Genomic DNA, 25535 nt, shown 5'->3' on the forward strand with positions numbered 1-25535 from the left:
CGATGCACTCTTCGATGCATTTTCATATACATAGGTGAACCACCGCCAGAACACCGCTATTCCCCGCATCCCGCAGGACCGACCGGGCGGCAGTGACGGGAGGCAACGACACTCTGATTTCCCTAAGGGAAGCGCGTAAGACTGAGAACCCACCCCGACCAGAGCCCGAAAATCCACTGATCCCAGCCCACAACGACGCGGGCTCGCAGCCGACTCTCAGGTTCAGAGAATTCACCTCTTGCGTGGCGCGCGGGATCGTATATCATTTCGTATATCTAACCGGTACCGCCGGTAAATACATTGCAACGACGCGAAGGGAAGCCATGTCGATCGACTTCACCGCACGTGAGAACCGACCAGGCAAGATCATTGCCCTCCACCTCAACTACCCATCTCGCATCGCGCAGCGTGGCCGCTCGCCGAAGTTCCCCGGCTACTTCATCAAGGCCGGCACCTCGATCGCGAACACCGGCGACACCATCGAGCGCCCCAAGGGCACCGAGCTCCTCGCCTACGAGGGTGAGATCGCGCTGATCATCGGCGAGACCACCCGCCGTGTCAGCCCCGAAGAGGGCTGGTCGAGGGTTTCGGGTATCACCGCCGCGAACGACTGGGGCCTCTACGACCTCCGTCACGCCGACAAGGGCTCGAATGTCAAGAACAAGTCCGGCGACGGCTACACCCCGCTCGGCCCCGAGGTCATCCCGGCCGAGGGTCTCGACCCCAAGGCCCTGCGCGTACGCACCTGGGTCAACGGCAACCTCGTGCAAGACGACGACACCTCGGGCCTCGTCTTCCCCTTCGGCCAGCTCGTGGCCGACCTCAGCCAGCTGATGACCCTCGAAGCCGGCGACATCATCCTCACCGGCACCCCCGCGGGTTCGTCGGTGGCGCAACCCGGCGACGTCGTCGAGGTCGAGGTGGATGCACCCACCGCTCCTGGCGCACCGTCGACCGGCCGCCTCGTCACCAACGTCGTCGAGTCGGAATTCGACATGGCCGCATTCGGCGCCCAGCCGCAGGTTGACGACAACCAGCGCGCCGAGGCGTGGGGCTCCCGCGAGGCCGCCGGCCTTCCCGCCGAGCGCAGCACCATCACGGATGAGCTTCGCGCGAAGGTCGAGCAGGTCGCGGTCGCGACGCTCTCGGCACAGCTGCGCAAGCGCGGCCTGAACAACGTCTCGATCGACGGCCCGACGCTCAACCACCCCGGCCGCCGCATCCTCGGCTACGCCAAGACTCTGCGCTATGTCCCGAACCGCGAGGACCTCTTCAAGTCCCACGGCGGTGGCTACAACGCACAGAAGCGCGCGATGGATTCGGTCAAGCCCGGCGACGTCGTCGTCATGGAGGCTCGCGGCGAGAAGGGCACCGGCACGCTCGGTGACGTCCTCGCGATGCGCGCCAAGGTGCTCGGGGCGACCGGCATCATCACCGACGGCGGCGTGCGCGACTCGGCCGCGGTGGCCGAGGTCGACATCCCCGTGTACTCCAACGGCTCGCACCCCGCAGTGCTCGGCCGCCGCCACGTCCCGTGGGAGGTCGACGGCACGATCGCGTGCGGTGGTACCACGGTGCAGCCCGGCGACATCATCGTCGGTGACGACGACGGCGTCATCGTCATCCCGCCTGCCCTCTTCGAGGAGGTCGTCAACGACGGCTTCGAGCAGGAGCAGCAGGATGCGTGGGTCTATGAGCAGGTCAAGGCTGGCAACAAGGTCGACGGTCTGTTCCCGCCGAACGCCGAATGGAAAGCCAAGTACGAAGCCTGGAAGCAGAGCCGATGAGTTCCCCGCGAGCCGCTGCCGCCGAACCCTCGAAGTCGCAGCAGGCGTATAACTACCTGCGCGAGCGCATCACCTCGGGGGCGTTCGGCCCCGGATACCGCCTGGTATTGGGTCAGATCGCGCAGGAACTCGGGTTTTCGACGGTGCCGGTTCGCGAGGCCATCCGGATGCTCGAGGCCGAGGGTGCCGTCACCTTCGTCCACAACGTGGGCGCCCAGGTGACGATGCTCAACAGCGACGTCTATCACGAGACGATGGAGACCCTGAGTCTCGTGGAGGGCTTCGCGACCGCGAAGTCGGCACCGAACCTCACGACCGAGGATCTCGCACAGGCCCGCGAAATCAACGCCAAGATGCGCGCGCTCACCGAATCGGACACGCTCGACGCGACCGAGTTCACCCGACTGAACCAGGAGTTCCACACGGTGCTGTTCCAGCACTGCGAAAACTCCCACGTCTCGGACCTCGTGCGCCGCGGTTGGCACCGCCTCGAGACCATGCGCGAATCCTCGTTCGCCTTCGTCCCTGGCCGCTCACTCGAGTCCGTCGACGAGCACGAAGCGCTCGTCGAACTGATCGAGTCCGGAGCGAGCGAAACCGAGGTCGAGGAAAAGGCGCGAGAGCACCGGCTCAACACGATGAACGCGGTCCTCAGCTCCCTCGAAGCCAAATCTTCCCGTTCATCCCAAACTTCATCTCCACAACCAACCAAGTAAGGAAAATCGCATGACTACTCGTCCCGCTGATCTCCCCAGCCACATCCAGCTCTACATCAACGGTGAATACCTCGACGCCAAGTCGGGCAAGACCTTCGACGTCATCAACCCCGCCACCAACGAGACCTACATGACGGCCGCGTCGGGTGACAAGGAAGACGTCGACCTCGCGGTCGCCGCAGCGAAGCACGCCTTCGACCACGGCCCCTGGGCCAAGATGCTGAACCGCGACCGCTCGCGTGTGCTGCACAAGATCGCCGACATCATCGAGACGCGCGACGAGCGCCTCGCACTCATCGAGAGCTGGGACTCGGGTCTGCCGATCACGCAGGCCAAGGGCCAGGCACGCCGTGCCGCCGAGAACTTCCGCTTCTTCGCCGACCTCATCGTGGCGCAGCACGACAACGCTTTCCGCGTTCCGGGCCGCCAGGTCAACTACGTGAACCGCAAGCCGATCGGTGTTGCAGGCCTCATCACCCCGTGGAACGTTCCCTTCATGCAGGAGTCGTGGAAGCTCGCTCCCGCGATTGCGACCGGTAACAGCGTCGTGCTGAAGCCCGCGAGCTACACCCCGCTCTCGGCCGCCCTGTGGCCCGAGATCTTCGAAGAGGCCGGCCTCCCCAAGGGTGTCTTCAACCTCATCCTCGGCGGCGGTGGCACCGCAGGTGACGCACTCGTCAAGCACCCGGATGTTCCGCTCATCTCGTTCACCGGTGACAGCTCGACCGGCGCAACCCTCTCGACCAACGCCGCACCGATGCTCAAGGGCCTTTCGCTCGAGCTCGGCGGCAAGAGCCCTTCGGTTGTGTTCGCGGACGCCGACCTCGAAGAGGCGCTCGACGCCACCGTCTTCAGCGTGTTCAGCCTGAACGGCGAGCGTTGCACCGCGGGTTCGCGTGTGCTCGTCCAGCGCGACATCTACGACGACTTCATCGAGCGCTTCGCTGAGCGCGCGCGCAACATCGTTGTGGGCGAGCCTGGCGACCCCGCGACCGAGGTTGCGGCACTCGTGCACCCGAACCACTTCGACAAGGTCATGGAGTACATCGAGATCGGTAAGGGCGAAGGTCGCCTCCTCGCCGGCGGTGGCCGCCCCGAGAACTTCCCCGAGGGTACCTACGTCGCGCCGACCGTCTTCGTTGACGTCAAGCCGGATGCACGCATCTTCCAGGAAGAGATCTTCGGCCCGGTCGTTGCGATCACGCCGTTCGACACCGACGAGGAAGCCCTCGAGCTCGCGAACAACACGAAGTACGGCCTCGCCGCATACGTGTGGACCTCGAACCTGAAGCGGGCCCACAACTTCGCCCACGCGATCGACTCCGGCATGGTGTGGCTCAACTCGAACAACGTCCGTGACCTGCGCACCCCGTTCGGTGGCGTGAAGGCCTCGGGTCTCGGCCGCGAGGGTGGCTACCGCTCGGTCGACTTCTACACGACCCAGCAGAACATCCAGGTCACGCTCAACGAGGCACACAGCCCCCGTTTCGGCGCCGGCAAGTAACCCATACCCCAGCAATTCTGTAACTCAAGGAAGAAGAACAATGTCAGCATTCAAGGAAGAAGACCGCACCTCGTCTGGGTTCTTTGTCACCAAGGAAGCCCCGATCGAGCCCACCAACCCGGTCCCGACCCCCAAGGCCGAGGCTCCGGACATCCTCCGCTGCGCGTACATGGAACTCGTGGTCACCGACCTCGCCGCTTCGCGTCACTTCTACGTCGACGTACTCGGCCTCACCGTGACTGAAGAGGACGACGAGGTTATCTACCTCCGCTCGCTCGAGGAGTTCATCCACCACAACCTCGTCCTGCGTAAGGGCCCGGTTGCCGCCGTGGCCGTGTTCTCGTACCGCGTTCGCACGCCGGAAGACCTCGACAAGGCCGTGGCCTTCTACGAGGAACTCGGCTGCCGCGTTGAGCGCCGCGCAGAGGGCTTCAACAAGGGCATCGGCGACTCGGTGCGCGCCGTTGACCCGCTCGGCTTCCCGGTTGAGTACTTCTACGAGACCGAGCACGTCGAGCGACTCGCATGGCGCTACGACCTCTACACCCCGGGTGCGCTCGTTCGCCTTGACCACTTCAACCAGGTCACCCCGGACGTCCCCCGCGCGGTTCGTCACCTCCAGGACCTCGGCTTCCGCGTGACGGAAGACATCCAGGACAAGGAAGGCACCGTCTACGCAGCATGGGTGCGCCGCAAGGCAACCGTCCACGACACCGCAGCCACCGGTGGTGACGGCCCCCGCATGCACCACATCGCGTTCTCGACGCACGAGAAGCACAACATCCTCGCGATCTGTGACAAGCTCGGCGCGCTGCGCATGTCGGACGCCATCGAGCGCGGCCCTGGCCGCCACGGTGTCTCGAACGCGTTCTACCTCTACCTCCGCGACCCGGACGGCCACCGCGTCGAGATCTACACGCAGGACTATTACACCGGCGACCCCGACAACCCCGTTGTCACGTGGGACGTGCACGACAACCAGCGTCGTGACTGGTGGGGCAACCCGGTAGTTCCGTCGTGGTACACGGACGCGTCGCTCGTGCTCGACCTCGACGGCAATCCGCAGGAAGTCGTTTCGCGCACCGACGCTTCGGAGCTCGAAGCAACCATCGGCGCCGACGGCTTCTCGTACACCCGCGAGGGTGACGAGGAGAAGGGCTTCAAGCTGGGTAACCAGCTCTAAGCCAGCCCGCTAGCCTCGCGCTGTCACTAAAGTGCGGTGGATGCGAACCTTGCGTTCGCATCCACCGCACTTTTTTGTTGTTGCGCGGCCGGGACGCGTGGCCCGATCACATGCGGAACCGAGTACGACTTTTCCATTCATTGTCATTGAAGTTCACGCATAACAAAGTTGGAACGATTCAATACCGAAAACCCCTTAAGTTGGGGTTTCCCTCCCCCATAGTTTCGTTGTGTTGTCCTAGCCATCCGATTCGTAAGCTGGCCACACAGGGCACGACGTGCCGGAACTCTTCTTGAGAATGTGGATGTGCCATGAAGGATAGAGACAACGAGGGTCGTAGTTCGCAGCTTGGAACGACGGCGAACCTCTTGAGCTTCTCAGCAGGAGACTACGAGTTTGCTCACTGGCTCAGCAATATCGGTGAAGCGGCTGGCACGCTTTTCTCAGGCGCGTTCTCGGTGCAGCTCCCGGACGGTACCCGTCACCTCGCGTACTGCCTTGACGCCAGCTGTCCGTTCGATACCGAGCAGGACTGCTTTGGTGTGCCTGTTGCGCGAACCGACTTTGCGCGCGACAACAGCTGCACGCCGCTGAGCAACGACGACCAGAGCGCGACTCACGACCGCATCGTCTGGATTGCTCGCAACAGTTACCCCGCGGTCCCCCTCGAGGAACTCGCCGCGGCCGCTGGTGCCGACGGACTGACGCGTCAAGACGCGATCGCGGCGACCCAGGTCGCGTTGTGGATGCTAACCAACGGCGTGCTGTTCGCCGGTCTTCTCGAAGCCGATTTTTCGGTAACCGCCCGTGTACTGGCCGTGATCGACTACTTGACCGGTCCCGCAAACGTCGGTGCTCCCGAACAAGCAACCAGCACGCAAACGACTGAGCCGGGTACCGTCATCCACCTTCGATTGGACAACAACCGTAACCTGCTGACCGACACGCACTACCTTGTTTTGTCGGGCGCGGACGTCGACTACGAGGCACTCAGCTGCGACGAGCCCGAAGAGTCCTTCCCTCGTCGCCTCGCGGCGTAGCGACGCGGCTCATTCGAGGTCGCTCGGTAGCTCCGAACGTTTCGAGACGCCGAGTTTCTCGAGCGCATTCGACATGTGGAACGCGACGGTCGCGACGCCGATATTGAGTTCGCGCGCGATCTCCTTGTTCCGCCAGCCACGGGCGGCCAGCCGCGCGACCTGAATCTCGCGGCGGGTGAGCTCCGCCATACGCCGCTGGTTCTCGGAGGAAAAGCGCTTCACCTGTGCCTCCGCGTCCGCGATGTACGCGGTGGCGCCCACCTCGTGGAACCCTTCGCGTGCCGCCGCAAACTCCTCCCGCGCGAGATCGCGTTGCCCTCGGACGCGGGCGTAAAGGTTCGCGAGCGCGAGGTGGCATTTCGCTGCGGTGAAGCTCGAGCGCGCTTCCCTCGCGCCGCGCTCAAAGATCGCGACAGTGCCGTGAATGTCGCCGCGCGATGCTGGTTCAACCGCACCAAGCCACGAATACTCGGACGGGCCCTCGAACGCGAGGGCGGCCTCGATCTGTTCGATTTCCTGCCAGATTGGCAGTGCCTCATCGAAGCGCCCCATCGCCGCAAGGATCTCGATTCGCGCCCCGCGAATTCGGAGCGATCCGAGATAGCGCGGCTCCGGCGTCGCCGCTTCGAGCAGCTCGAGGGCCGCCTGCGGCCCCTTTCGCGCCATCGCGAGCTGCGATTCCGTGACGGGGAGCATCTCGATGCCATATCCCGGGTAACGGTACTGGTCCGCCTCCTTTGCGACGGTGAGGTATCGCTCGGCCTCATCGAGGTGTCCCTCCGCCGCGAGCAGCCAGGCCTTTAGCGCAGGAATCGCGATCCGCGTCGGCATATCGAGGCCGTCAAAGGCACGCACGAACGCCTCGTCAATATTGGCGCGCGCCTCCTGCCAGTCGCCGCGCCTGATGGTCAGGTCGAGATCCACGACGTCGAGCTGTCCACGGACAAACATCGTGCGCGACACCTTCTTCAGTCGCCGCTTTGCCTCCAGGATGATCTCACTCGCCTCGTCGACAAAGCGGTCCCCGCGGCCTCCGAGAACGAGGGCGGCGAGCGTCAACACATCGACGGCCTCCGTCGAGTCGTCGGGAAGAGCGCGCGCCTGCTGCGCCAACTGCCGGGCCTCGTCAGACGAGCCAGCAACGTTGCCCGCGGACACCCCAAACACGAACACGAGCGCCTCGATAAACAGCAGTCTCGCTCCGGGATCGATCCATCGCAGCTCGGGGTTGTCGGGCGTCTTGCCCACGAGCGCAGCGTAACGCGGCACCGTGTCTTGCACCGCCGCGATGGTCGCCTCCGGGCCCGTTTGCAGCGCCGAGAGCAGTTCCATACGGGAGACTTCTGCCTGCATGAATTCGTGGTCGATGTTCTCGGGCGGCCCTTCCAGATACGCAAGCCGAGCATCCCGTGCGTCTAGCCGCCCGTGGGCCTTGACCGTCCGGAGCCACAGGTAGATGAACATGAACTCGGCATCGTCCGTGAACTTCGCGAAATCGCTGATGCGGCCCTGATACTGCAGGGGCGAAGACTGCCGCAGGAAGACGTGCCCGAACTTCCGCAGCAGCGCCCGGTATTCCCCATTGCCAAAGCCCGACTCCTGGGCACGCTCAATCGCGACGTCGAGCAAGTCCAGGGTCTCTTGCCCATATCCACCATCTTCGAGATCCGCCGCGGTCTCAAGCGTCTTGGCCACCGCAACGGCGTCGATCTCGGGCCACGAAAGCAGCTCGTGAATCCTCGATTCATTGCCGAACGTGAGATCGGCAAGCCCGCTGTGAATAATGCGAACGCGCTCGGGGTCGGCTCGCTCGAGAATATCGGGGGCAGAGAGTGGATCGTAGAGATGGAGCATCCCCGTGAGGGAGTTCATGATGACGACGCCGCCGTCGGCCACCGATTCCGAGGTGAAGGTAACCCCCACTCGATTGGACACGAGCTTGAGCTTCTGGACCGACACGCCGTCGGGCTGCAGCGCGCAGACTTCGGCGGCCAACCTCGTGATCTCGGAGAGTTCGCCGTCAGTCGGCCATGGGGCGGGCGGCATGCGTGCCGAGGTCACCGTCGGCAAGGTCCGGATCCTGCCGAGATCTTCGAGGTGGTCTTCGCTCACGTTGTTGAGGTAGAGACGAACCGCCTCGTAGCGACCACCGGTCAGTTGACGAATTCGCTCACCCTCGCCAACGGCGACACCGGAGCCAACCTGGTGCCCGACATAGGTGACGATGTCCTCAGCCGACCACTCGGGCAGGATCACGAGGTGCGCGTTTGGTTCCGTGTAAACCATCTGTCGCAGCTCGTCGCCGAGGTCGATCGGGTAGGCGAGCGAATCGCCAAGGACGAAGTTCGCGCCCCGCGCGGTCGCGCGCATCACGATGTAGCGGAACACCACGGAGCTCATCGGGTCGCAGCACTCGAGGTGGTCGAACACCATCAGCATCGTCCGGTCGTCGACATCGAAGTGGGCATCGAGCGCCTGGAGCACTCGCCGGCCGAGCTCGATCGGGTCACGATCCGGCACTAAGTCGGGCAGGAGATGCCGCAGCCCCACCATCTTGAGGCACACGCGCTCGAGCGCAGAATACGGCACGTCATGTTCCCACGGCACCAGCGTGACGAAGAAGTCGAGCCACTCGTGCTCGCGCGCGTACTCGAGCGCCGTCTGCAGCACGCGGTCCACGCCAGCGCCAGGCATGCCGCGAAACGTGATCAGGGTGCCCTGGTCGGGGCTGGTCTGTGAGAAGGCATCCGCGAGCAATCGTTCGGCGGACTCCACCGGAGTCAAAAGCGGCACTGCCGGAACGTAAAACTCACGCATGCCTGATCACGCATCCTTCTCTTCGTTACCTCAGTAGTATCAGCTGCCACCGACATGCCATCGGCTAGATGGCGAAGGCGCCAATCCCCCAGTTAACCGTCTTGGCCTCAACGGGCGACAAGAACGCATCCACATCCGCGCGATCGACCTCGTCGAGCGTCGCCGGCTGCCACTGCGGATTGCGATCCTTGTCGAGGACCTGGGCCCGCACGCCTTCAAGGAAATCGTGGGCGACGCAGAGGCGCATGCCGGCTCGGTACTCGAGATCGATCGCCGAACGCAGGTCCGCAGCTGTGCGGTTGCTCCGAATTACTTCGAGCGTCACGGCGATCGCGGTGGGCGAGGATGCGCGGATCGCCTTAGCTGCGGCGGCCGCGGCCGGTCGGCTGACCGCCCGTGCGTCGAGCCGCGACAGAATTTCCGCCGGAGTTTCTGCTGCATAGACCTCATCGATCCACTCGCGCTCCCGCAGCAGCGGGGATTCGGGCGCGGGCTGCGAGAGCTCGGCGAGGAGCGCATCCGCAGCCTCCGACTCGAGGCGCGCGACGAGCTCGGCAAGCCGTTCGGAAGACACGAAGTGGTCCGCGAAACCGGTCGCGATCGCGTCCCCTGCGTCGAGCCGCGCGCCGGTGAGCCCGGCATGGATGCCCGTTTCGCCCGGCATGTTCGCGAGGAGATAGGTGCCACCGACGTCGGGGACGAAGCCAATCGCGGTTTCGGGCATCGCGATCTGACTGCGCTCGGTAACGACGCGCCGCCCCTTGCTGTGGGCGGAAAGCCCGACGCCACCGCCGAAGGTGTAGCCGTCCATGATCGCGACGTACGGCTTCGCGAGGTCGCCGGTGGCCGCATCCAACCGATACTCGTTGGCGAAGAACTCCGCGGCATCCTCGCCGCCGGTGCCGAGCACATCCGCCCGAATTTCGAGGATGTCGCCGCCGGCACAGAGGCCGCGCTCCCCCGCCCCGATGAGCAAATATTGCTTCACTTCGGGGGTCTTTTCCCAGGCCGCAAGTTGACTGGTGATTTCGCGAATCATCGCGTGGCTGAGGGAGTTGAGCTGCCTCGGCCGATTCAGCGTGATGACGCCGAGCTGCCCCGCCGGGCCGCGGCGCTCGAAGAGCACCTGCCCGCTCAGCGTCGTGTTGTATGCATCCGCCTGTCCAGTCATGGCATGAGAATACGCGAATCGATGCTAGGTAATGGAACACATTGATTCACCCCGGGTGACGCAGTCGCGGAAGACTACCCCTCACCGTCCGACTGCAGGAGCCGACGAAACGCGCCGTCTCGCGCCACAAGCTCGTGCCAGGCCCCCGACTCCACGATCCGCCCACGCTCCATGACGTGGATGCGATCGGCGTCGCGCAGCGTCTCGAGGCGGTGCGCAATCACGACAGTCGTTGCGCCAAGCGTGCGCAGTGTCCCGACAAGCCGTGCCTGTGTGATCGGATCCTGGTGGCTCGTGGATTCATCGAGCACGAGCACCGCGCCCGCGAGCGCTCCCGGTGCGCGCCGTGCCCGCAGCAGCGTCCGCGCGAGCGCGAGGCGCTGCCGCTGACCGCCGCTCAGTCGGTCGCCCCGTCGCCCGATGGGTGTGTCGAGGTCGAGATCGAGCATGAAGAGGTCGAGCACGAGTTGCAGCTCCTCCGCGTCCGCATCGGGCGCCCCGAGACGGAGGTTCTCGGCGACCGTCGCATCCAAGAGGAACGGCTCCTGGTCGGCGACGACGACGCGCCGGGCGACCTCCGCCGAACCGAGCACGGGCAACGCACTCCCCGCGACGCGGATCTCCCCCTCGGCCACGTCGAAGTGCCGCTGCAGCAGGCGCGCGAGCGTCGATTTCCCCGAGCCGCTCGCCCCCGCGATGCCGATCATCTCGCCGCGGCCTACGCGAATGCTCACGCCGTCGATCACCGGTTCCGCTCGCCCCGGATATGTAAACCCGGCCTTGTCGACCTCAATCGCGGGCGTGGATGCGCGCGCCGCGAACAGTGGATCGGGTTCGGTTGGATGCTCTGGCTCGCTGACGACGGGTTCGCCTGCGGCGAGCTCACGAATGCGCCGGGTCGCTTCCAACCCGACCGGCAAGGATCCCGCGAGCCGCTCGACCGTGTCGAGCGCCGCCGCGGTACCCGCAACGAGCGAGGCCGCGAGCAGAGCCCCGGGCAAGGAAACACCATCGAACATGAGATTCGGGATGCTGGCCAGGAGCACGAGCAGTGTGCCGCCCCACAGCCTCGCAGTGTTGAGCGCGCTGCGCGTCCCCGCCCGGGTTCCCTGCCTGCGGAGCGTGGCCGCGAGGTTTTCGTCGGCCTCGCGCGCTGTTGCGAGGCGGTGCGGAACTCCCTCGGCCGCCATGATTTCCTCGCGCAGCCGCACCGAGTCGGCGACGTACTGCGTCGTGTTGACGCGCAGCTCGGCGACGGTGCGAGCTGCGGCCCGCGACGATCGGGCGCCCAGGACGGGCACGATGACGCCGACGAGCATGACGCCGGCCAGTACCACGGCGGGCAGCCACCCCGCGGCGAGCCAGGCGGTCAGCACCGCGCCGAGCGGAATCACCACCGCGCTGATCGCAGGTGCGATCGTGTGGGCAAAAAACACCTCAACGCGATCGACATCGCGCACCGCCGTCGACTGGATGCGCGCCGCACCCGCGCCATCGGTGACGGCCGGGGCCTGCGGGATGAGCCGGTCGATCATCCATACGCGCATCTCGCCCATGAGGCTGAACGCCGCGAGGTGGCCAAACAGCTGCTCGACGTACCGCAGCCCCGCCTTGATGGCGGTCGCGAGCACAAAAAGCACCGCTACGAGCATGACAAACCCCGCGCCGGAAGCGGCGCCCGTCGCGAGCATCCCGACCGCCCAGGCCGGCAGCGCGAGTTGCACCGCACCGAGCGACTGCCCGACGAGCCGCGCGATCACCGAGGCGCGCAGGCGCTTTGTAGCTGGGCGAGCGAAGCGCAGCAGCCAGCGGACGTTTCCGGTCATCGCCTGTCCTCCCCCGTGTTGCTAGCGCGGAAAGCGTCGTTGCGGAACGCCTCGGCGTAGTAGCCGCGGGATGCGCGGAGCTCCTCGGGCGTTCCGGTCGCGGCGATCCGCCCCGCGCTTACGACGACGATGAGATCGGCGTCTGCCGTCGTGTCGAGGCGGTGAGCAATCTGCACGACGGTCCGCCCCTCGGTGACTTCCTCGAGGCTCTCGCGCACGAGGGCCTCGGTGCGGCGGTCGAGATCCGCAGTCGGCTCGTCGAGCAGCACGATCGGCCGTTCGCGAAGGAAGGCGCGCGCGATGGCCAATCTGCGGCGCTGCCCGCCCGAAAGGAAGGCACCGCGATCGCCGACGGGCTCGTCGAGCTGGTTCGGCATCGCGTCGACCTCGTCGAGGAGGTGCGCGCGGTCGAGGGCCCCGCGCAGTTGTTCGTCGGATGCATCCGGGGCGACGAGCCGCAGATTGTCGGCGATCGTGGTCGACAGGATGCCGGGGTGTTGCGCCACGATGCTGACGAGGTTCCGCAGCGCCGCGGGCGTGGTGGGTTCACCATCGGCAAGAATCTCGCCCGTGGTGTTCGCGCCAGGCGTGGTTTCGGTGAGGCCGGCAATTGCACGCAGCAGCGTGGTCTTCCCCGCGCCGCTCGGGCCGACAAGCGCGACTCGTGAGCCAGAGGGGATGCGCAGGCTCACGCGATCGAGAATGGTCCCGCCGCGGATCGACACCGAGAGGTCTCGCAGCTCGAGTGCGGGTGGCGATGCTGGCCTGTCGCGTCCGAACGATGGTTGTGTTTCCGGCGCATCCTGCTCCGCCCCGATGAGTTCCTCGAGCTGATCGCGACGCGCGCGGCCCGCGAGACCGACGTAGAAGGTTCGCCCGAGCCGGTCGATCGGCTCGTTGAGGAGCACAGTTAAAAGGACTCCCGCGAACGCTGCACCTGCCGAGAGCTGTCCGCCCGCGAGTGCGGTGAGGACGAGCACGATCGCGGCACCGGTCATGAGCAGCCCGAAGACGCCGTCGTTCACGATGATCATGAGCTGATTTCGGCCGAGCAGCGTCCCAAGCTCGCGCATCGCGGCGCGGGCCGACTCGGCGAAGCGATCTCGCGCCGCGGGAGCCGCGCCAAGCACCTTCGTCGTGCCGAGCCCCTCCAGCATCTCGAGGTACTGGTTGGCCGCCGCAGTCTCCTTGCGGCGATACTCGTGGTTCGGCTTGCGCAGCCACTTGCCCACGAGCACGATCACGACGGGCACGAGCGCGACGAATCCCGCGAGCAGCAGGGCGCTTCGCACATCGATGAAAATCGCCCAGACGATGAGCACCACGAGCGGCGAGGTAAAGGATGCGAGGGTCGGGCCGAGGAATCCGGCCCGGTAGTTCGCGGTCTTCTCGACGCCGGTCGTGGCCGCGTCGACGAGCGCGCCCTCGCCGGTAGGGCCGCCTGGCCTGCCGGTGGGGTGCCCGACGCGAGTGCCTGCTGGCTTGCCGCCGGACCGCAGGCCAAGAATCGCGCGGCGCAGAACTCGCTGTCGCCAGTGACGCTCCTCGGCGCCCTGCACTCGTCCGGGAACGGCCTCGGCGAATCCGCCGCACACCGCGCCGAGCACGACCGCAAGCGCCGTGATGAGCGAAGGAGTGCCCCAGCCTGCGGTGCCCGGTAGCCCCGCCGAGCCTGCCCCGGCGGTAGCGCCGATGAGCGCATCCACCGTCGCTCCGATGCCAACGGCCGCCAGCGAAAGAAACGCCGTGCGGGCCCAGCTCAATGCGATTCCGAGCCAGGCGCCGCGCGGCGAATCTACGAGAGCCTCACCAATCCACATCCCACCAACTCTAGTCTCGGGAGTCGATCAGACGGCGTGAGCGCGAAGCTAGCCCACGAGCTGCGGCTCGCGCGTCTCGACGGCCGGTGCCTCTACTTGGCGTCGCGCAAACTGCTTGAGCAGAACCACGGCGATCGCGGCGACGAGGGTGCCGGCGACGAGCGCGATCAGGAATCCCCAGATCGGGTCGATCGCGAAGAAGACGAAAATGCCACCGTGCGGGGCTCGAAGCGTCGTCTCGAACGCCATCGACAGGCCGCCCGCGACCGCGCCGCCAGCCATCATCGACGGAATCACGCGCAGCGGGTCCGCAGCGGCGAACGGAATCGCGCCCTCGGAGATGAAGGCCGCGCCGAGCAGCCACGCCGCCTGGCCGTTCTTTCGCTCCTCGGGCGTGAAGAGCTTCGGGCGCACCGCGCTCGCGAGCGCAAGGGCGAGCGGCGGCACCATGCCACCGACCATGACGGCGCTCATCACCATCATCGCCGCATCCGTGCCCGCCGAGAGGCCCGCCGTGGCAAAGAGGTAGGCCGCCTTGTTCACCGGGCCGCCGAGGTCGAAGCACATCATCAGGCCGAGAATCGCGCCGAGCAGGATGCTCGAGCCGCCGCTCAGGCCGTTGAGCCACCCGGTGAGCGCCTCCATGAGCATCGCGAGCGGGCGGCCGAGCAGCAGGTACATGAGCAGGGCCGTCGCGGCGGTCGTGAGCAGCGGAATGATCACGACCGGCATGAGCCCGGCGAGCCAGCGCGGCGTCTTCCAGCTGCCGATCCACATCGCGACGAATCCGGCGAACAGACCCGTCACGAGGCCGCCGATGAAGCCCGCGCCGACCGCGAGCGCGATGGCACCGCCCACGAAACCGGGCGCGATACCGGGGCGTCCCGCGAGCGCGTACGCGATATAGGCGGACAGCGCCGGGACGAGGAACCCGAGCGCCATGCCGCCGACCGTCGCGAAGAGCGCGGCGAGGTACGTCATGAGGCCGCCCTCGGGCAGGTTGGCGAGGGAGTTGTTGGTGACGATATCGGCCGCGCTGTTCGTGATGTCGTAGCCGCCGAGGAGGAACGCGAGGGCCACGAGCAGACCGCCCGCCGCGACGAACGGAATCATGTACGAGACACCGGTCATGAGCGCCTTCTGGATGCGCTTGCCCCACCCGACCTTGCCCTCGCTGCTGGTGCCTTCCGCATCCCCGGAGCCGCCGGAACTCGCCTTGATGCGGTGCCCGCTCGGGGAATTCAGCGCCGCGAGCGCCTCGTCGATGAGTTGATCGGGCTGCGAGACGCCGCGCTTCACCGGGGCCTCCACGCCGGGCTTGCCGACGAGCCGCTCGCGGCCGCGGATGTCGATGTCCGCGGCGATGATGACCGCGTCGGCTGCCTTCACGTCGGCGTCGGCAAGCGGCTCGTAGCCCGCCGAACCCTGCGGCTCGACGCGCAGCTCGACGTCATCGCGCCGCTCCGCCGCCTGCGCGAGGCCGTCGGCGGCCATGAAGGTGTGCGCGATTCCCGTGGGGCACGCGGTGAACGCAACGATGCGCACTTTCTTTGCGCCCGCATCCTGTGCACCATCCGGCTCGACGGCCGCCGCGTGCTTCCCGTCATTCTGCTCGTTGTCGGCGACGACGCCGTCGATGATCGCGACGACCTCCTCCGCCGTTGTCGCTTCGCGAAGGGATGCGAGGAATTCCTCGTGCATGAGGCTGCCCGCGAGCCGCGCGAGGATCTGCAGGTGCTCGTCGTTCCCACCCTCGGGCGCGGCGATCATGAAGATGAGGTCGGCGGGGCCGTCAGGCGCACCGAAGTCGATGGGCTCCGCGAGCCGGGCGAACCCGAGCGTCGCCGTGTTGACCGCCTCCGAGCGGCAGTGCGGGATCGCGATGCGATTACCCATGCCGGTGACGCCCTGCTCTTCGCGGGCCCACGCGTCGCGCGCGAGTCCCTCGGACTCGGCGCGGCCCGTCGCCGCGACAATCCCCGCCATGGCGGTGATGACCTCGCGCTTCGCTGCGCCGAGGTTCGCGTCGAGGGCGACCAGTTCGGGGGTGATGAGGGCTGGTTGTTGATCTGACATCGAGGTTTCCTTTCGCGAGCGTCAGACGTGGTGTCGGTGTTGTCGCCTGTCAAACAGGCGGAGGGTCAGTGTTGCCTGAGGCGGCTACGCGTCGCGGGTGTGCAGCGCGCGCGAGTGCGTGTGCTCGAGGTCGAGCTGCACGGAGGTCGGCACCTCAGTGCCGGGCAGGGATGCGGCGGCCGCGCCGGATGCGACCGCGAGCTCGAGGCGCCTGGCCGGGTCTGCATCCGCGATCACGCCGCTGAGGTAGCCCGCGAGGCTCGAGTCCCCCGCACCGACCGTGCTGCGCACCGTGATCGGCGGGGGCGTCGCGACCCACGCTGTGTCCTCGGTAAAGAGGAGCGCACCGGCCGCACCGAGCGTGACGAGCACGGCTTCGCAACCGCGGCGATGAAGCGTCCGGGCCGCGGCGAGCACTGGCTCGAAGTCTCCGGCAGCGGCAGCGGCCTCGAGCTGCAGACCGGTGCCGGTCGCGTTGCCCGTGAGCGTCGCGAGCTCCGCACCGTTCGGCTTCATGAGGTTCGGCAGCACGTCCGACTCGGCGAACGCGCGAATCGGCGCATCCGAGGTATCGACCGCGACGCGTACGCCTCGCAGCCGGAGCTTCGCGGTCATCCGCAGGTACCAGTCGGGCGCGACGCCCTGCGGGAGTGACCCCGCGAGCACGACCCACGTGTGTTCCGCGGCGGCGAGCGAGGTCGCCGCCGACTCGTTCATGATCGCGCGCTCGAGTTCCTGGAGATCCTCGGCCGCAAGCTCGCCGCCCGGCTCGTTGAGCTTCGTCGTCGTGCCGTCCGCCTCGACGAGCGTGAGATTGGTGCGCACCTCGGGTCCCGACGTGCGCACGAGGTCGAGCCCCTCGGCCTCAATGCGCCGCACCAGGTCGCTGCCTTCGGGGGCGGGCACGAGCACGCGCGTCGCTATGCCTGCCCGGCCCAGCACCCGGGCGACGTTGATGCCCTTGCCGCCGGCCACATCCACCGGTCGCGAGAGCCGGTGGACGCCGCCGCGTTCGAGCGGGCGATCGAGCTTGACGGTCCGGTCGATGCTTGGGTTCGGGGTAGCCGTGATGATCATGACCGCAACACCTCCGTGCCCGCGTCGTGCAGCGCACGCGCGAGCCGTTCATCCGGGGCGGCATCGGTGATGATGCCGTCAACTTCGGCGAGCCCCGCAAACCGGTGCGTGAACTCCGCGCCGAACTTCGCTGCGTCGACGAGCACGTATCGCTGCCGCGCGCTCGCAATGAAGGCGCGCTTGATCGCCGCCTCGTCCGGGCCGGGAGTCGAAAACCCGTACCCAGCCGAGCATCCGTTCGTGCCGAGAAACGCGACATCGACGCGAATCTGGTCGAGCTGGGCCGACGCATCGAGCGGCACGACCGACTGCGTGATCGCGCGCACCGTGCCGCCGATGAGGTAGACCGAGAGGTCTGCCCGATCCGAGAACGCCGAGACCGCGGCAACCGAGTTGGTGACGATGCTGAACCGGGCCGTCGGCGCCCGCTGCGCGATGATTCGCGCAAGCTCGAGGGTCGTCGACCCGCTGTCGAGCAGGATCGCGCCGCCCTGCTCGGGAAGTAGTTCGTAGGCTCGCTCCGCGATCGCGCGTTTCGCATCCTGGCCCTGCTGGATGCGCTCCTCGAGGCTGACCTCGAAGGTTCGCGGCCCGAGGGCGCTCACCGCTCCCCCGTGCACCCGCACGAGCTCGCCCTCCTGCTCGAGGGCGACGAGATCGCGCCGCACCGTCTCGTCCGCAACATCCAGCTGCGTCGCGAGAGTCGCGACCCGCACACGGCCGGCTGTCGTGAGTTCTTCGAGGATGTGCCGCCGTCGGGTCTCGGCGCTCATTGGTTGTCCTTAGTCATCAAGACTCCTTTGTCCTACATCCATTGTGAAGTGGGATTTGTGGGATTTCAAGAGTTATTTCCCACAATCGCACAATTTCCCAACGGTGCGGCCGAGGAAACTGCGCGCAGAGTCAACGCATCCCGGTTCGGCCAAGTCTCGGTGGGGAATAATGAGACCCATGCTTGAACAAACAGAGATCGAGTCGATCGCCGAGGAGCTTGCGGAAGCCGAACGCACGCACACGCTCATTCCGCGCATCACCGCCCGCTACCCGAACGCACAGATTGAAGATTCCTACGCAATTCAGGGAATGTGGCGCGACCGCGAGATCGCCGCTGGCCGTCGCCTCGTCGGCCGCAAGATCGGCCTGACGTCGAAGGCCATGCAGCAGGCGACCGGCATCTCCGAGCCCGACTACGGCGTCATGTTCGACGACACCGTGTACGAGAACGGCTCGGTCATCCCCCACGACAAGTTCACGAACGTGCGCATCGAGGTCGAGCTCGCGTTCGTGCTCAAGGAGCCGCTCGAGGGCCCGAACTGCACCCTCTTCGACGTGCTGCGCGCGACCGAATACGTCACGCCCGCGCTCGAGATCCTGAACTCCCACATCGAGCTCGAAGGCCGCACGATCGTCGACACGATCTCGGACAACGCGGCCTACGGCGGCATGGTCCTCGGCGGCATCCCGATGCGCCCCGACGAGATCGATCTGCGCTGGGTCTCGGCACTCCTTTACAAGAACGAGACGATCGAGGAATCGGGCGTCGCCGCGGCCGTGCTCAACCACCCGGGTACCGGCGTCGCCTGGCTCGCCAACAAGTTCCACCACCACGGCGCGCGCCTCGAGGCCGGCGAGATCATTCTTGCGGGCTCCTTCACCCGCCCGATGTGGGTTGAAAAGGGCGACACCGTGCTGTGTGACTACGGAAAGATGGGAACCATTTCGTGCCGCTTCATCTAGAACCTCCCCAGACCTTCGCGCAGCACCTCGCGGGCGCCGATCGCGGCCTCGTCGGCATGTGGCTGTGCACCGGCTCGACCGTCAACGCCGAGATCGGCGCGGGCTCGGGCCTCGACTGGCTGCTGATTGACGGCGAGCACGCGCCGCTGTCGCTCGAGTCGATCCAGCAACAGCTGCAGGTCATCGCGGCCTACCCGATCACCCCGGTCGTGCGCGCACCGTTCAACGACACCGTGCTCATCAAGCAGTACCTCGACCTCGGCGTGCAGAACCTGCTCATCCCGATGGTGAACGACGCTTCGCAGGCCGAGGCTGCCGTCGCCGCGGCGCACTACCCGCCCCGCGGCGTGCGCGGCGTGGGCTCGGCGTTAGCTCGTGGCGCCCGCTGGAACCGCGTCGAGAACTACCTGCAGCGCGCATCCGACTTCGTGTCGGTGACAGTGCAGATCGAAACGGCCGAGGCTGTTGCGAACGTCGCCGAGATCGCGGCGGTCGATGGCGTGGATGGCCTGTTCGTCGGACCTTCCGACCTCGCGGCCTCGATGGGGCTGATTGGGCAGCAGGGTCACCCGGATGTTGTGGCCGGCGTGAAGCGCGCCCTCGAGGCTGGCCGCGCGGCCGGCAAGCCGGTTGGCGTCAACGCGTTCGACCCGACGCTCGCGGCGCAGTACCTCGACGACGGGATCGACTTCATCTTGGTCGGCGCCGACGTCGCGATGCTCGCGCGTGGTTCGGAGGCGCTCGCGTCGAAGTTCATCGACGAGCGCGTTGGCGCCGCTTCGGATTCGGAGCGCGCGAGCTACTAGCGGCGCCGACCGCTTCGATACGGGCTTCGCCCTACTCACCGACCGTTGCGGATCGAACGCTGAGTAGGCGAAGCCGTATCGAAGCGCGCCGACTCTTTATCGCGCAACCGGCACCCGGGCTCGCGCAAACCGCGCCCTGGTTCGCGCGATCGGAACCCTGGCTCACCGCGCATCCACCCTGGCTCACGTCGCATCCGCCCTGACTGCCAAGTGACTCAGTATCGGACATCCGGAGGCTCAACCGATTCAGTTGTTTTCTTCTCACACCCACCGAAGGACGGTTGGGACTCTTACAACGAGGTGAGAACGAATGACTATTACTGCCCCCAAACACGCGTACCGAAACTGACGTGCTCGATGTGCTTGTCATCGGTGGAGGCTTCTCTGACCTCTACGCCCTCGACCAGCTTCGCGACTGCGACTACACGGTCAAGATCTGGGACTCCACGGGCGACTTCGGGGGTCACGCTGGGATTCGGGGGCAATGCTGGGCACTAATCGCTCGGGAAGAGCTGGCCAACCAAGGTCGCGCTCACCCACTCCACCCACCGTTCACGGCTCCAGCCGGTTTGGATGACGAGTTGCGCGTACGACTCGGGGCCAGTGAGGAAGAAGAGTAGATCTGCCGCGAACCCCGGGGTAATTCCAGGCCGAAACGGCGTCTTCGCGGCCAACAATGCGGCCAACTCCGACATCCCCTTGCGCCGGAGCTCATTCGAGCCTCGATAGATCTCGCCACCCGAACCCTGGGCGAGCGCGTTAAAAATCGGGAGCATCGGCGCCATCCGCGCGTCCAACTCGGCCACCCCCGCGACGATCCTTGCGAGCGCATCCCGCGCATCCTGCTCGGCCACCGCCTCGATAAACCACGGCTGTTCGGCGGGAGCAAGGCGGTCGTCCCCAAGGACCGTCCACTCGTGAACAGCCTGCAGCAGCTTCGCCTTCGTCTTGAACTGGAAGTAGACCGTCTGCACGGAGACGTCCGCCGCTTCGGCGATGGACTCCATCGTGGTTTCGCGGAAGCCGCGAGAGCAGAAGAGGTCATACGCCGCGAGCACGACGACGCGCCGCGTGGCACGTGAGCGCATCTCCATCTTCGTCGCCCGTTGCGTTTCCATGGAGCGAAGCATACCATTAGAGGTAACCACTAATGGTTAAATTCGCCCGGCGCCTCGACGATGAGGGCTGGACAGACAGGAGCGTTCCGATGTCTGAAGAAACCTGGCGCACGGTCGTCGATCCGGTGAAGAAACAAACATTCACCTTCATCGAAACCGCCGAGGAGACCGGTGGTGCACGGCTGGTCACACTCATTGAGGTACTCCCCGGCGGCGGCCCGCCTGAACACTCGCATTCATTCGCGGAAACGTTCGAACTCGTGGATGGGGATGCCCGAGTCCTCCGTGATGATGTTTGGCTCCTCCTCGAGCACGGCAAGCCGATTACGGTCGAGGGAGGGAGATTCCACACCTTTACGAACGCCAGCGCACGGCCGGCGACCATCAAGGTCACGGTTCACGATCCCGGTCGCTTCGAACAGACAATGCGCGTGCTGGCCGGGCTTGCGCGCGATGGAGTCCTGGCGGAAGGCAAGCGCCCTCCCGCCGCACTGCTTGCTGCACTTGTGGGTATGGGCGGCGACTACTACGAACCGGTGATGCCCCGACCGCTCTGGAAACTCATGAACGCCGCCCTGGCCCCGTTTGGCCGGAAGGCGCTCCGGGATGCACTCGCTCGCTACGACCGACCGGTTCTCGCGACGTAACGACGGATGCGGGGAGACTGACAGTCTGGCGCTTCCGTGATTTTTCAACAACATTCGTCGTATAGTGATGGGGTCTCCGGCGGAGCCATCGTCAGTGGTGTCGATGCCAGCCGGGAACACCCATCCCAGAAGATGAAAGGAAGCGCCATGAAGGCTGCTGTTGTACGAGAATTTGGCCAAGGTTTCCACGTTGAAGACGTCACTCTCGCGGATCCAATCGGCAGCGAAGTTCTGTTAGACATCAAAGCTTCGGGGCTTTGCCACAGCGACGAACTCGCGGCAGAAACCAACTTGGGGTACGACGTTCCCGCCGTCTTCGGGCATGAAATCGCCGGCGTCGTCACCGCAGTGGGCCCGGATGTCGTCGGTTTCGAGATCGGCGACCACGTTGTCGGCTGCCTCGTACAGTACTGCGGTGCCTGCGTTAAGTGCCTGTCGGGCAAGGTCGGGCTCTGTGAGAACCCGAATGCAACGTTGCGCACCGACACGGAGACGCCGCGCATCCTTGATGCCGAGGGTAAGGCCCTCAACCAGGGCATGGGGCTCGGCGGCTTCGCAGAACGCGCCCTCGTGCACGAGAACCAGCTGGCCCGCGTACCGAAAGAAATTCCTTTCCCGCAGGCAGCACTCCTCGGCTGCGGCGTGGTCACCGGCGCCGGCGCCGTCATGAACACCGCGAATGTCCAGGCTGGTGACACAGTTGCGATCATGGGTGTCGGTGGTGTTGGCGTCAACGCCATCAGCGGCGCCGTCATTGCAGGTGCATCGAAGATCATCGCTATCGACATCGCGGACGACAAGCTCGAGAACGCGAAGAAGTTCGGCACGACCCACGTCGTGAACTCCACCAAGGTGGATCCCGTTGCGGAAGTTCAGCGCATCACCAATGGTGGCGCGGACCACGTCTTCGACTTCGTCGGCGGCGCTGGCGTGACTCGCCAGGGATTCGATATGGCCGCGAAGGGTGGCGGCCTCTATCTCATCGGGCTGCTGAACCCCGAAAACTCGATTGAGGTTTCTTCGGTCGAGGCGCTCATGACCCAGAAGCGCGTGCAGGGCGTGTACATGGGCTCCACCACGCCGAAGCGCGACATCCCGATGATCGCCGAGCTGTACCTGCAGGGCCGCTACGAGCTCGACGCGCTGGTCTCGAAGAAGATCACGCTGGATGAGGTCAACGAAGGCTATGCCTCGCTCAAGGATCCCAAGATCAACCGCGTCGTGATCACGGACCTCTAAGAAGCCGCACTCCGAGGCGGCATAAGACGCAGGACGTCTAACGACGCCTCGGACATTTCGTCGAGTGTCGAACCACCCCCGGTACCCCCCGAGGATGCGGTGTACCCCTTCGCCAGAAGTGGTACACCGCACATTAGGGGGTACTTGGCAATGGGCAGCATCGAGGGCCTTCGATACGTCGCTCCGCGACTACTCAGGCCGCGAAAAACTACCGCATCAGATCCCGACTGACCTCGCGCGCCACGTCGATGAGGTCGGCGACGCGCGGCGGATGTGCTTCGGGACGTGATGCGGCGACAATCCCGAGCGGCTGCGGGGCTGGCTCGATCGGAATCTCCACGAGCGTCTTGCCCGACCACGTCGACGGCGAGAAGCGCCGATCCATGAGGATCGTCCAGCCGATTCCCTCACCCACGAGTGACCGACAAAGATCGTAGTTCGCGCTCGCGTGCACGTGCGGCGGATGCACACCCGCGTCGTTGAGGATGTCGAGCGCATACTGCCGGCTCGGGGCAATGTCGTTCAGGACGAACGGTTCGTCGCCCAATTCCTGCAGCCGGATCGATTTTCGCGACGCGAACCGGTGCCCCTCCGGGAGCAGCACGACAGGGAGCGAGCGCACGAGCCGCACTCGCTCGAACTCGAGCGGGAAGTCGAGCTCGTAGACGATCGCGATATCGAGGTCACCGTTCTTCAGCTGCTGGGCCAGCACATCCTGCTCCCCCACGACATAGCTGATATCGGCTTCCGGGTGCCGGTTCATGAACTGGCGGATGATCGGCGGCACGAAGGTGGGCGCGATCGTGTGGAACGAGCCGATGCGCACCGGCGCGACCCGCCCCTCATCCCCTCGCGCCATCAGCTCGAGCTCGTGCGCCCCCGCAAGCACCTCGCGGGCGAGCGGAACGAGCGAGCGACCCGTCGAGGTGAGCGTGATGCCCTGCGAGCGACGGCGCACCATCAGCGGAACGCCAAGCACGCGTTCGAGCGCGGTGACCGCATCCGAAACCGCCGAACCGGAGGAGTGAATCCGCGCCGCGGCACCGGTAATGGTGCTGTCCTCGGCCACTGCAACGAAGCATTCAAGCTGGCGAAGGGTGACGTCGGGGCTCGGGATGCTCGAAAGCTGATCATCACTCATGGCCACATCCTATTTGGCAATTGCACCAGGTGATAAATCATAAAAAGGCGGGGTGCGGCCCAAAAAAACTTGGGCTGCACCCCGCCTCGAGCACGGGCTACTGCCTGGCTAGCGCTTGTCGGCCACCCAGTTGGCGTCGGTCACGGTCTCCCCGAGCGCCTCGTACTCTTCCTTCGTGGGGTCGCCGGGCTTCCACGTCTCGAACATGCCGGTCTCCTCGAACGCGTGCGTCAGCGGGATGCCGGTGCGGTCCTTGAGCTTCCACGCCGCGAAGAGACTGATGAGCGTCGCAATGAAGAGGTAGGTCGAGATCGCGTAGACGTTGTTGAACGACTGCATGAGCCACGCCGCGATGGTCGGGGCGAACGCGCCACCGAGAATCGCGCCGAGCGCGTACCCAATCGAGACGCCCGAGAAGCGCACGGATGCGGGGAAGGACTCGACGAACCAGGTCGCGATCGGGCCGTACTGGATACCGAGCGGGATGGCGTAGATCAGCAGACCGATGAGCACGAGCGCGGGCTGGGCCGTGTTCACCATCGCGAAGAGCACCCACACGGTGATGAGCTGCAGACCGTAGCCGATGAAGAACATCTTCTTGCGACCGATCTTGTCGGTGATGAAGCCCGAGATGTAGGTAACGAGCGCCCACATTGCCGCCGCGGCCAGCACCGCAAGCATCACAAACGTGACGTCCATCCCGAGACCCTTGGTCGCGTAGTTCTGGATATAGCCACCCGTAGTCATGTACCCCGCGGCATTGTTGCCGACGAAGAGCAGCGCGAGGAGGATGACGGTGCCGCCGTGCTTGCGGAACAGTGTCGCGATCGGCGCCGAAGCCTGCTGCTGGCGCTCCTCGATCTCCTTGTACACCGGTGACTCCTCGACCGAGTGGCGCACGATGAAGCCGATCACGACGAGCACGATCGAGAAGAGGAACGGAATACGCCAACCCCACACGAGGAAGTTGTCACCCGTGAGCGCGGTCACAAGCGCGACCATGCCCGAGGCGAGCAGCATGCCGAACGGTACGCCGAGCTGCGGGAACATACCCATGCGTCCGCGGATCTTCGTGGGCGCACCCTCTGTGGCCATGAGGACGGCGCCGCCCCACTCACCACCGGCCGAGATGCCCTGCAGGATGCGCAGGAACAGCAGCGCGATCGGCGCGGCAACGCCAATACCGCCGAACCAGTCACCCTCGACGCCGTTGTATGTCGGCAGCAAGCCGATCGCGAAGGTCGCGACACCCATGAGCAGGAGGGTGATGACAAGCATCGGCTTGCGACCGATCTTGTCACCGTAGTGACCCGCGAGGAACGCGCCGAGCGGGCGGAACAGGAACGAGATACCCACCGTCAGGAACGAGAAGATGGTGGCCAGGTTGTCGTTACCCTCGGTCGCGGGGCCGAAGAAGTGCTGACCGAATACGAGACCGGCCATGGTCGCGTACACGAAAAAGTCGTACCACTCGACGGTGGTGCCGACGACGACGGCGCCGATGATGCGGCGACGTTCCTTTGTCACTTGACGATCCGGTACGGATGCGCTGTTTGACACAAAGACTCCCTTGTCTGATCGGCCGTGAGGTTTGCCTCACGGCATAAGGGCAACGGTTGTTGTCCGCTTGCCGTCGATCAGCGTATTTGAAGATATACGATCCCGCATAACGGGTTTGCCCGTGGATTCATCCCGGAAATTCCGAATAACTGACCGAGTGGTCACAAAGTGATCTGCGCGCATCCACGCAACTTCGGCCCCGCTAAGCCGATCCTGCGCATCCAACCCCGCGGAACTGCACTCTCTGTGGTGCAATTCAAAACGCCGCCG

At 65.6% G+C, this 25535-nt stretch carries 19 protein-coding genes; 9 read left to right on the plus strand and 10 right to left on the minus strand.

All coding sequences use genetic code 11. From position 1 onward, the window contains the following. Positions 1-323: 323 nt before the first annotated feature. From GMOLON4_RS09655 to GMOLON4_RS09675, 5 genes are all read left to right on the plus strand, one after another. Positions 324-1787, plus strand: coding sequence for a fumarylacetoacetate hydrolase family protein (locus tag GMOLON4_RS09655; RefSeq protein WP_026936471.1), 1464 nt, complete (start codon positions 324-326; stop codon positions 1785-1787). Continuing rightward, on the plus strand, positions 1784-2503 hold the full coding sequence (locus GMOLON4_RS09660; RefSeq protein WP_026936472.1) for a GntR family transcriptional regulator: 720 nt from the start codon (positions 1784-1786) through the stop codon (positions 2501-2503). The genes GMOLON4_RS09655 and GMOLON4_RS09660 overlap by 4 nt, the downstream gene beginning before the upstream one ends. 10 nt (positions 2504-2513) lie before the next feature. Further along, a complete protein-coding gene (hpaE, locus tag GMOLON4_RS09665) occupies positions 2514-4007 on the plus strand; it encodes a 5-carboxymethyl-2-hydroxymuconate semialdehyde dehydrogenase (RefSeq protein WP_026936473.1) in 1494 nt (497 codons plus the stop codon). Between the two features lie 40 nt (positions 4008-4047). After that, a complete protein-coding gene (hpaD, locus tag GMOLON4_RS09670) occupies positions 4048-5190 on the plus strand; it encodes a 3,4-dihydroxyphenylacetate 2,3-dioxygenase (protein WP_026936474.1) in 1143 nt (380 codons plus the stop codon). Between the two features lie 311 nt (positions 5191-5501). After that, positions 5502-6230, plus strand: a complete 729-nt coding sequence (locus tag GMOLON4_RS09675) for a thioester domain-containing protein (RefSeq protein ID WP_026936475.1) — start codon at positions 5502-5504, stop codon at positions 6228-6230. 9 nt (positions 6231-6239) lie between these two features. Here the strand turns inward: GMOLON4_RS09675 and GMOLON4_RS16320 are convergent, their stop codons facing one another. The 7 genes from GMOLON4_RS16320 to GMOLON4_RS09710 all read right to left on the minus strand — a co-directional run bounded on the left by GMOLON4_RS16320 (position 6240) and on the right by GMOLON4_RS09710 (position 17790). Next, positions 6240-9047 carry a LuxR C-terminal-related transcriptional regulator gene (locus tag GMOLON4_RS16320; RefSeq protein ID WP_026936476.1) on the minus strand — a complete coding sequence of 936 codons (2808 nt, stop codon included), beginning with the start codon at positions 9045-9047 and terminating at the stop codon, positions 6240-6242. A 64-nt stretch (positions 9048-9111) separates the two neighbouring features. Beyond that, positions 9112-10218, minus strand: coding sequence for an enoyl-CoA hydratase/isomerase family protein (locus GMOLON4_RS09685; RefSeq protein WP_051266558.1), 1107 nt, complete (start codon positions 10216-10218; stop codon positions 9112-9114). Between the two features lie 74 nt (positions 10219-10292). After that, entirely contained in the window at positions 10293-12044 is a 1752-nt protein-coding gene (locus tag GMOLON4_RS09690; protein ID WP_026936477.1) for an amino acid ABC transporter ATP-binding/permease protein, read from the minus strand. Further along, positions 12041-13864 carry an ABC transporter ATP-binding protein/permease gene (locus GMOLON4_RS09695; RefSeq protein ID WP_051266561.1) on the minus strand — a complete coding sequence of 608 codons (1824 nt, stop codon included), beginning with the start codon at positions 13862-13864 and terminating at the stop codon, positions 12041-12043. Before GMOLON4_RS09695 ends, GMOLON4_RS09690 begins: the two co-directional genes overlap by 4 nt. 48 nt (positions 13865-13912) lie before the next feature. After that, positions 13913-15940 carry a PTS fructose transporter subunit IIABC gene (locus GMOLON4_RS09700; RefSeq protein ID WP_026936478.1) on the minus strand — a complete coding sequence of 676 codons (2028 nt, stop codon included), beginning with the start codon at positions 15938-15940 and terminating at the stop codon, positions 13913-13915. Positions 15941-16024: 84 nt separating this feature from the next. Beyond that, the gene (locus tag GMOLON4_RS09705) at positions 16025-17017 is read right to left on the minus strand and encodes a 1-phosphofructokinase family hexose kinase (protein WP_026936479.1); all 993 of its coding nucleotides are present in this window, start codon (positions 17015-17017) and stop codon (positions 16025-16027) included. Then, positions 17014-17790 carry a DeoR/GlpR family DNA-binding transcription regulator gene (locus tag GMOLON4_RS09710; protein WP_026936480.1) on the minus strand — a complete coding sequence of 259 codons (777 nt, stop codon included), beginning with the start codon at positions 17788-17790 and terminating at the stop codon, positions 17014-17016. Before GMOLON4_RS09710 ends, GMOLON4_RS09705 begins: the two co-directional genes overlap by 4 nt. Positions 17791-17968: 178 nt before the next feature. On the opposite strand from GMOLON4_RS09710, the gene hpaH reads away from it, so the two are divergent. Together hpaH and GMOLON4_RS09720 are read left to right on the plus strand one after the other, a co-directional pair. Further along, a complete protein-coding gene (gene hpaH, locus GMOLON4_RS09715) occupies positions 17969-18754 on the plus strand; it encodes a 2-oxo-hept-4-ene-1,7-dioate hydratase (RefSeq protein WP_026936481.1) in 786 nt (261 codons plus the stop codon). After that, complete coding sequence (locus tag GMOLON4_RS09720) at positions 18739-19560, plus strand: HpcH/HpaI aldolase family protein (protein WP_026936482.1); 822 nt, start codon at positions 18739-18741, stop codon at positions 19558-19560. Before hpaH ends, GMOLON4_RS09720 begins: the two co-directional genes overlap by 16 nt. A 494-nt stretch (positions 19561-20054) precedes the next feature. Here the strand turns inward: GMOLON4_RS09720 and GMOLON4_RS09725 are convergent, their stop codons facing one another. Then, the gene (locus tag GMOLON4_RS09725; protein WP_169516488.1) at positions 20055-20678 is read right to left on the minus strand and encodes a TetR/AcrR family transcriptional regulator; all 624 of its coding nucleotides are present in this window, start codon (positions 20676-20678) and stop codon (positions 20055-20057) included. Between the two features lie 89 nt (positions 20679-20767). Here GMOLON4_RS09725 and GMOLON4_RS09730 point away from each other — a divergent pair, with 89 nt between their 5' ends. After that, positions 20768-21325 carry a cupin domain-containing protein gene (locus tag GMOLON4_RS09730; RefSeq protein ID WP_035732377.1) on the plus strand — a complete coding sequence of 186 codons (558 nt, stop codon included), beginning with the start codon at positions 20768-20770 and terminating at the stop codon, positions 21323-21325. A gap of 147 nt (positions 21326-21472) precedes the next feature. Next, positions 21473-22564 carry a zinc-binding dehydrogenase gene (locus GMOLON4_RS09735; protein ID WP_026936485.1) on the plus strand — a complete coding sequence of 364 codons (1092 nt, stop codon included), beginning with the start codon at positions 21473-21475 and terminating at the stop codon, positions 22562-22564. A 208-nt stretch (positions 22565-22772) separates the two neighbouring features. Here GMOLON4_RS09735 and GMOLON4_RS09740 read toward each other — a convergent pair whose 3' ends face one another. Both GMOLON4_RS09740 and GMOLON4_RS09745 read right to left on the minus strand, forming a co-directional pair. Then, positions 22773-23705 (minus strand): LysR substrate-binding domain-containing protein, encoded by a 933-nt coding sequence (locus GMOLON4_RS09740; protein ID WP_051266563.1) that lies wholly within the window; start codon positions 23703-23705, stop codon positions 22773-22775. Between the two features lie 108 nt (positions 23706-23813). Beyond that, entirely contained in the window at positions 23814-25232 is a 1419-nt protein-coding gene (locus tag GMOLON4_RS09745; protein ID WP_245575394.1) for an MFS transporter, read from the minus strand. Positions 25233-25535 lie beyond the last annotated feature (303 nt).

Origin of the sequence: Gulosibacter molinativorax (genome assembly GCF_003010915.2) — a bacterium.
Taxonomy (GTDB): Bacteria; Actinomycetota; Actinomycetes; order Actinomycetales; family Microbacteriaceae; genus Gulosibacter; species Gulosibacter molinativorax.

Bases quoted from the DNA above. Each gene is read 5' to 3' on its own strand.
- GMOLON4_RS09655 (WP_026936471.1), top strand. From the start codon at position 324: ATGTCGATCGACTTCACCGCACGTGAGAACCGACCAGGCAAGATCATT.
- GMOLON4_RS09660 (WP_026936472.1), top strand. From the start codon at position 1,784: ATGAGTTCCCCGCGAGCCGCTGCCGCCGAACCCTCGAAGTCGCAGCAG.
- hpaE (WP_026936473.1), top strand. From the start codon at position 2,514: ATGACTACTCGTCCCGCTGATCTCCCCAGCCACATCCAGCTCTACATC.
- hpaD (WP_026936474.1), top strand. From the start codon at position 4,048: ATGTCAGCATTCAAGGAAGAAGACCGCACCTCGTCTGGGTTCTTTGTC.
- GMOLON4_RS09675 (WP_026936475.1), top strand. From the start codon at position 5,502: ATGAAGGATAGAGACAACGAGGGTCGTAGTTCGCAGCTTGGAACGACG.
- GMOLON4_RS16320 (WP_026936476.1), bottom strand. From the start codon at position 9,047: ATGCGTGAGTTTTACGTTCCGGCAGTGCCGCTTTTGACTCCGGTGGAG.
- GMOLON4_RS09685 (WP_051266558.1), bottom strand. From the start codon at position 10,218: ATGACTGGACAGGCGGATGCATACAACACGACGCTGAGCGGGCAGGTG.
- GMOLON4_RS09690 (WP_026936477.1), bottom strand. From the start codon at position 12,044: ATGACCGGAAACGTCCGCTGGCTGCTGCGCTTCGCTCGCCCAGCTACA.
- GMOLON4_RS09695 (WP_051266561.1), bottom strand. From the start codon at position 13,864: ATGTGGATTGGTGAGGCTCTCGTAGATTCGCCGCGCGGCGCCTGGCTC.
- GMOLON4_RS09700 (WP_026936478.1), bottom strand. From the start codon at position 15,940: ATGTCAGATCAACAACCAGCCCTCATCACCCCCGAACTGGTCGCCCTC.
- GMOLON4_RS09705 (WP_026936479.1), bottom strand. From the start codon at position 17,017: ATGATCATCACGGCTACCCCGAACCCAAGCATCGACCGGACCGTCAAG.
- GMOLON4_RS09710 (WP_026936480.1), bottom strand. From the start codon at position 17,790: ATGAGCGCCGAGACCCGACGGCGGCACATCCTCGAAGAACTCACGACA.
- hpaH (WP_026936481.1), top strand. From the start codon at position 17,969: ATGCTTGAACAAACAGAGATCGAGTCGATCGCCGAGGAGCTTGCGGAA.
- GMOLON4_RS09725 (WP_169516488.1), bottom strand. From the start codon at position 20,678: ATGGAAACGCAACGGGCGACGAAGATGGAGATGCGCTCACGTGCCACG.
- GMOLON4_RS09730 (WP_035732377.1), top strand. From the start codon at position 20,768: ATGTCTGAAGAAACCTGGCGCACGGTCGTCGATCCGGTGAAGAAACAA.
- GMOLON4_RS09735 (WP_026936485.1), top strand. From the start codon at position 21,473: ATGAAGGCTGCTGTTGTACGAGAATTTGGCCAAGGTTTCCACGTTGAA.
- GMOLON4_RS09740 (WP_051266563.1), bottom strand. From the start codon at position 23,705: ATGAGTGATGATCAGCTTTCGAGCATCCCGAGCCCCGACGTCACCCTT.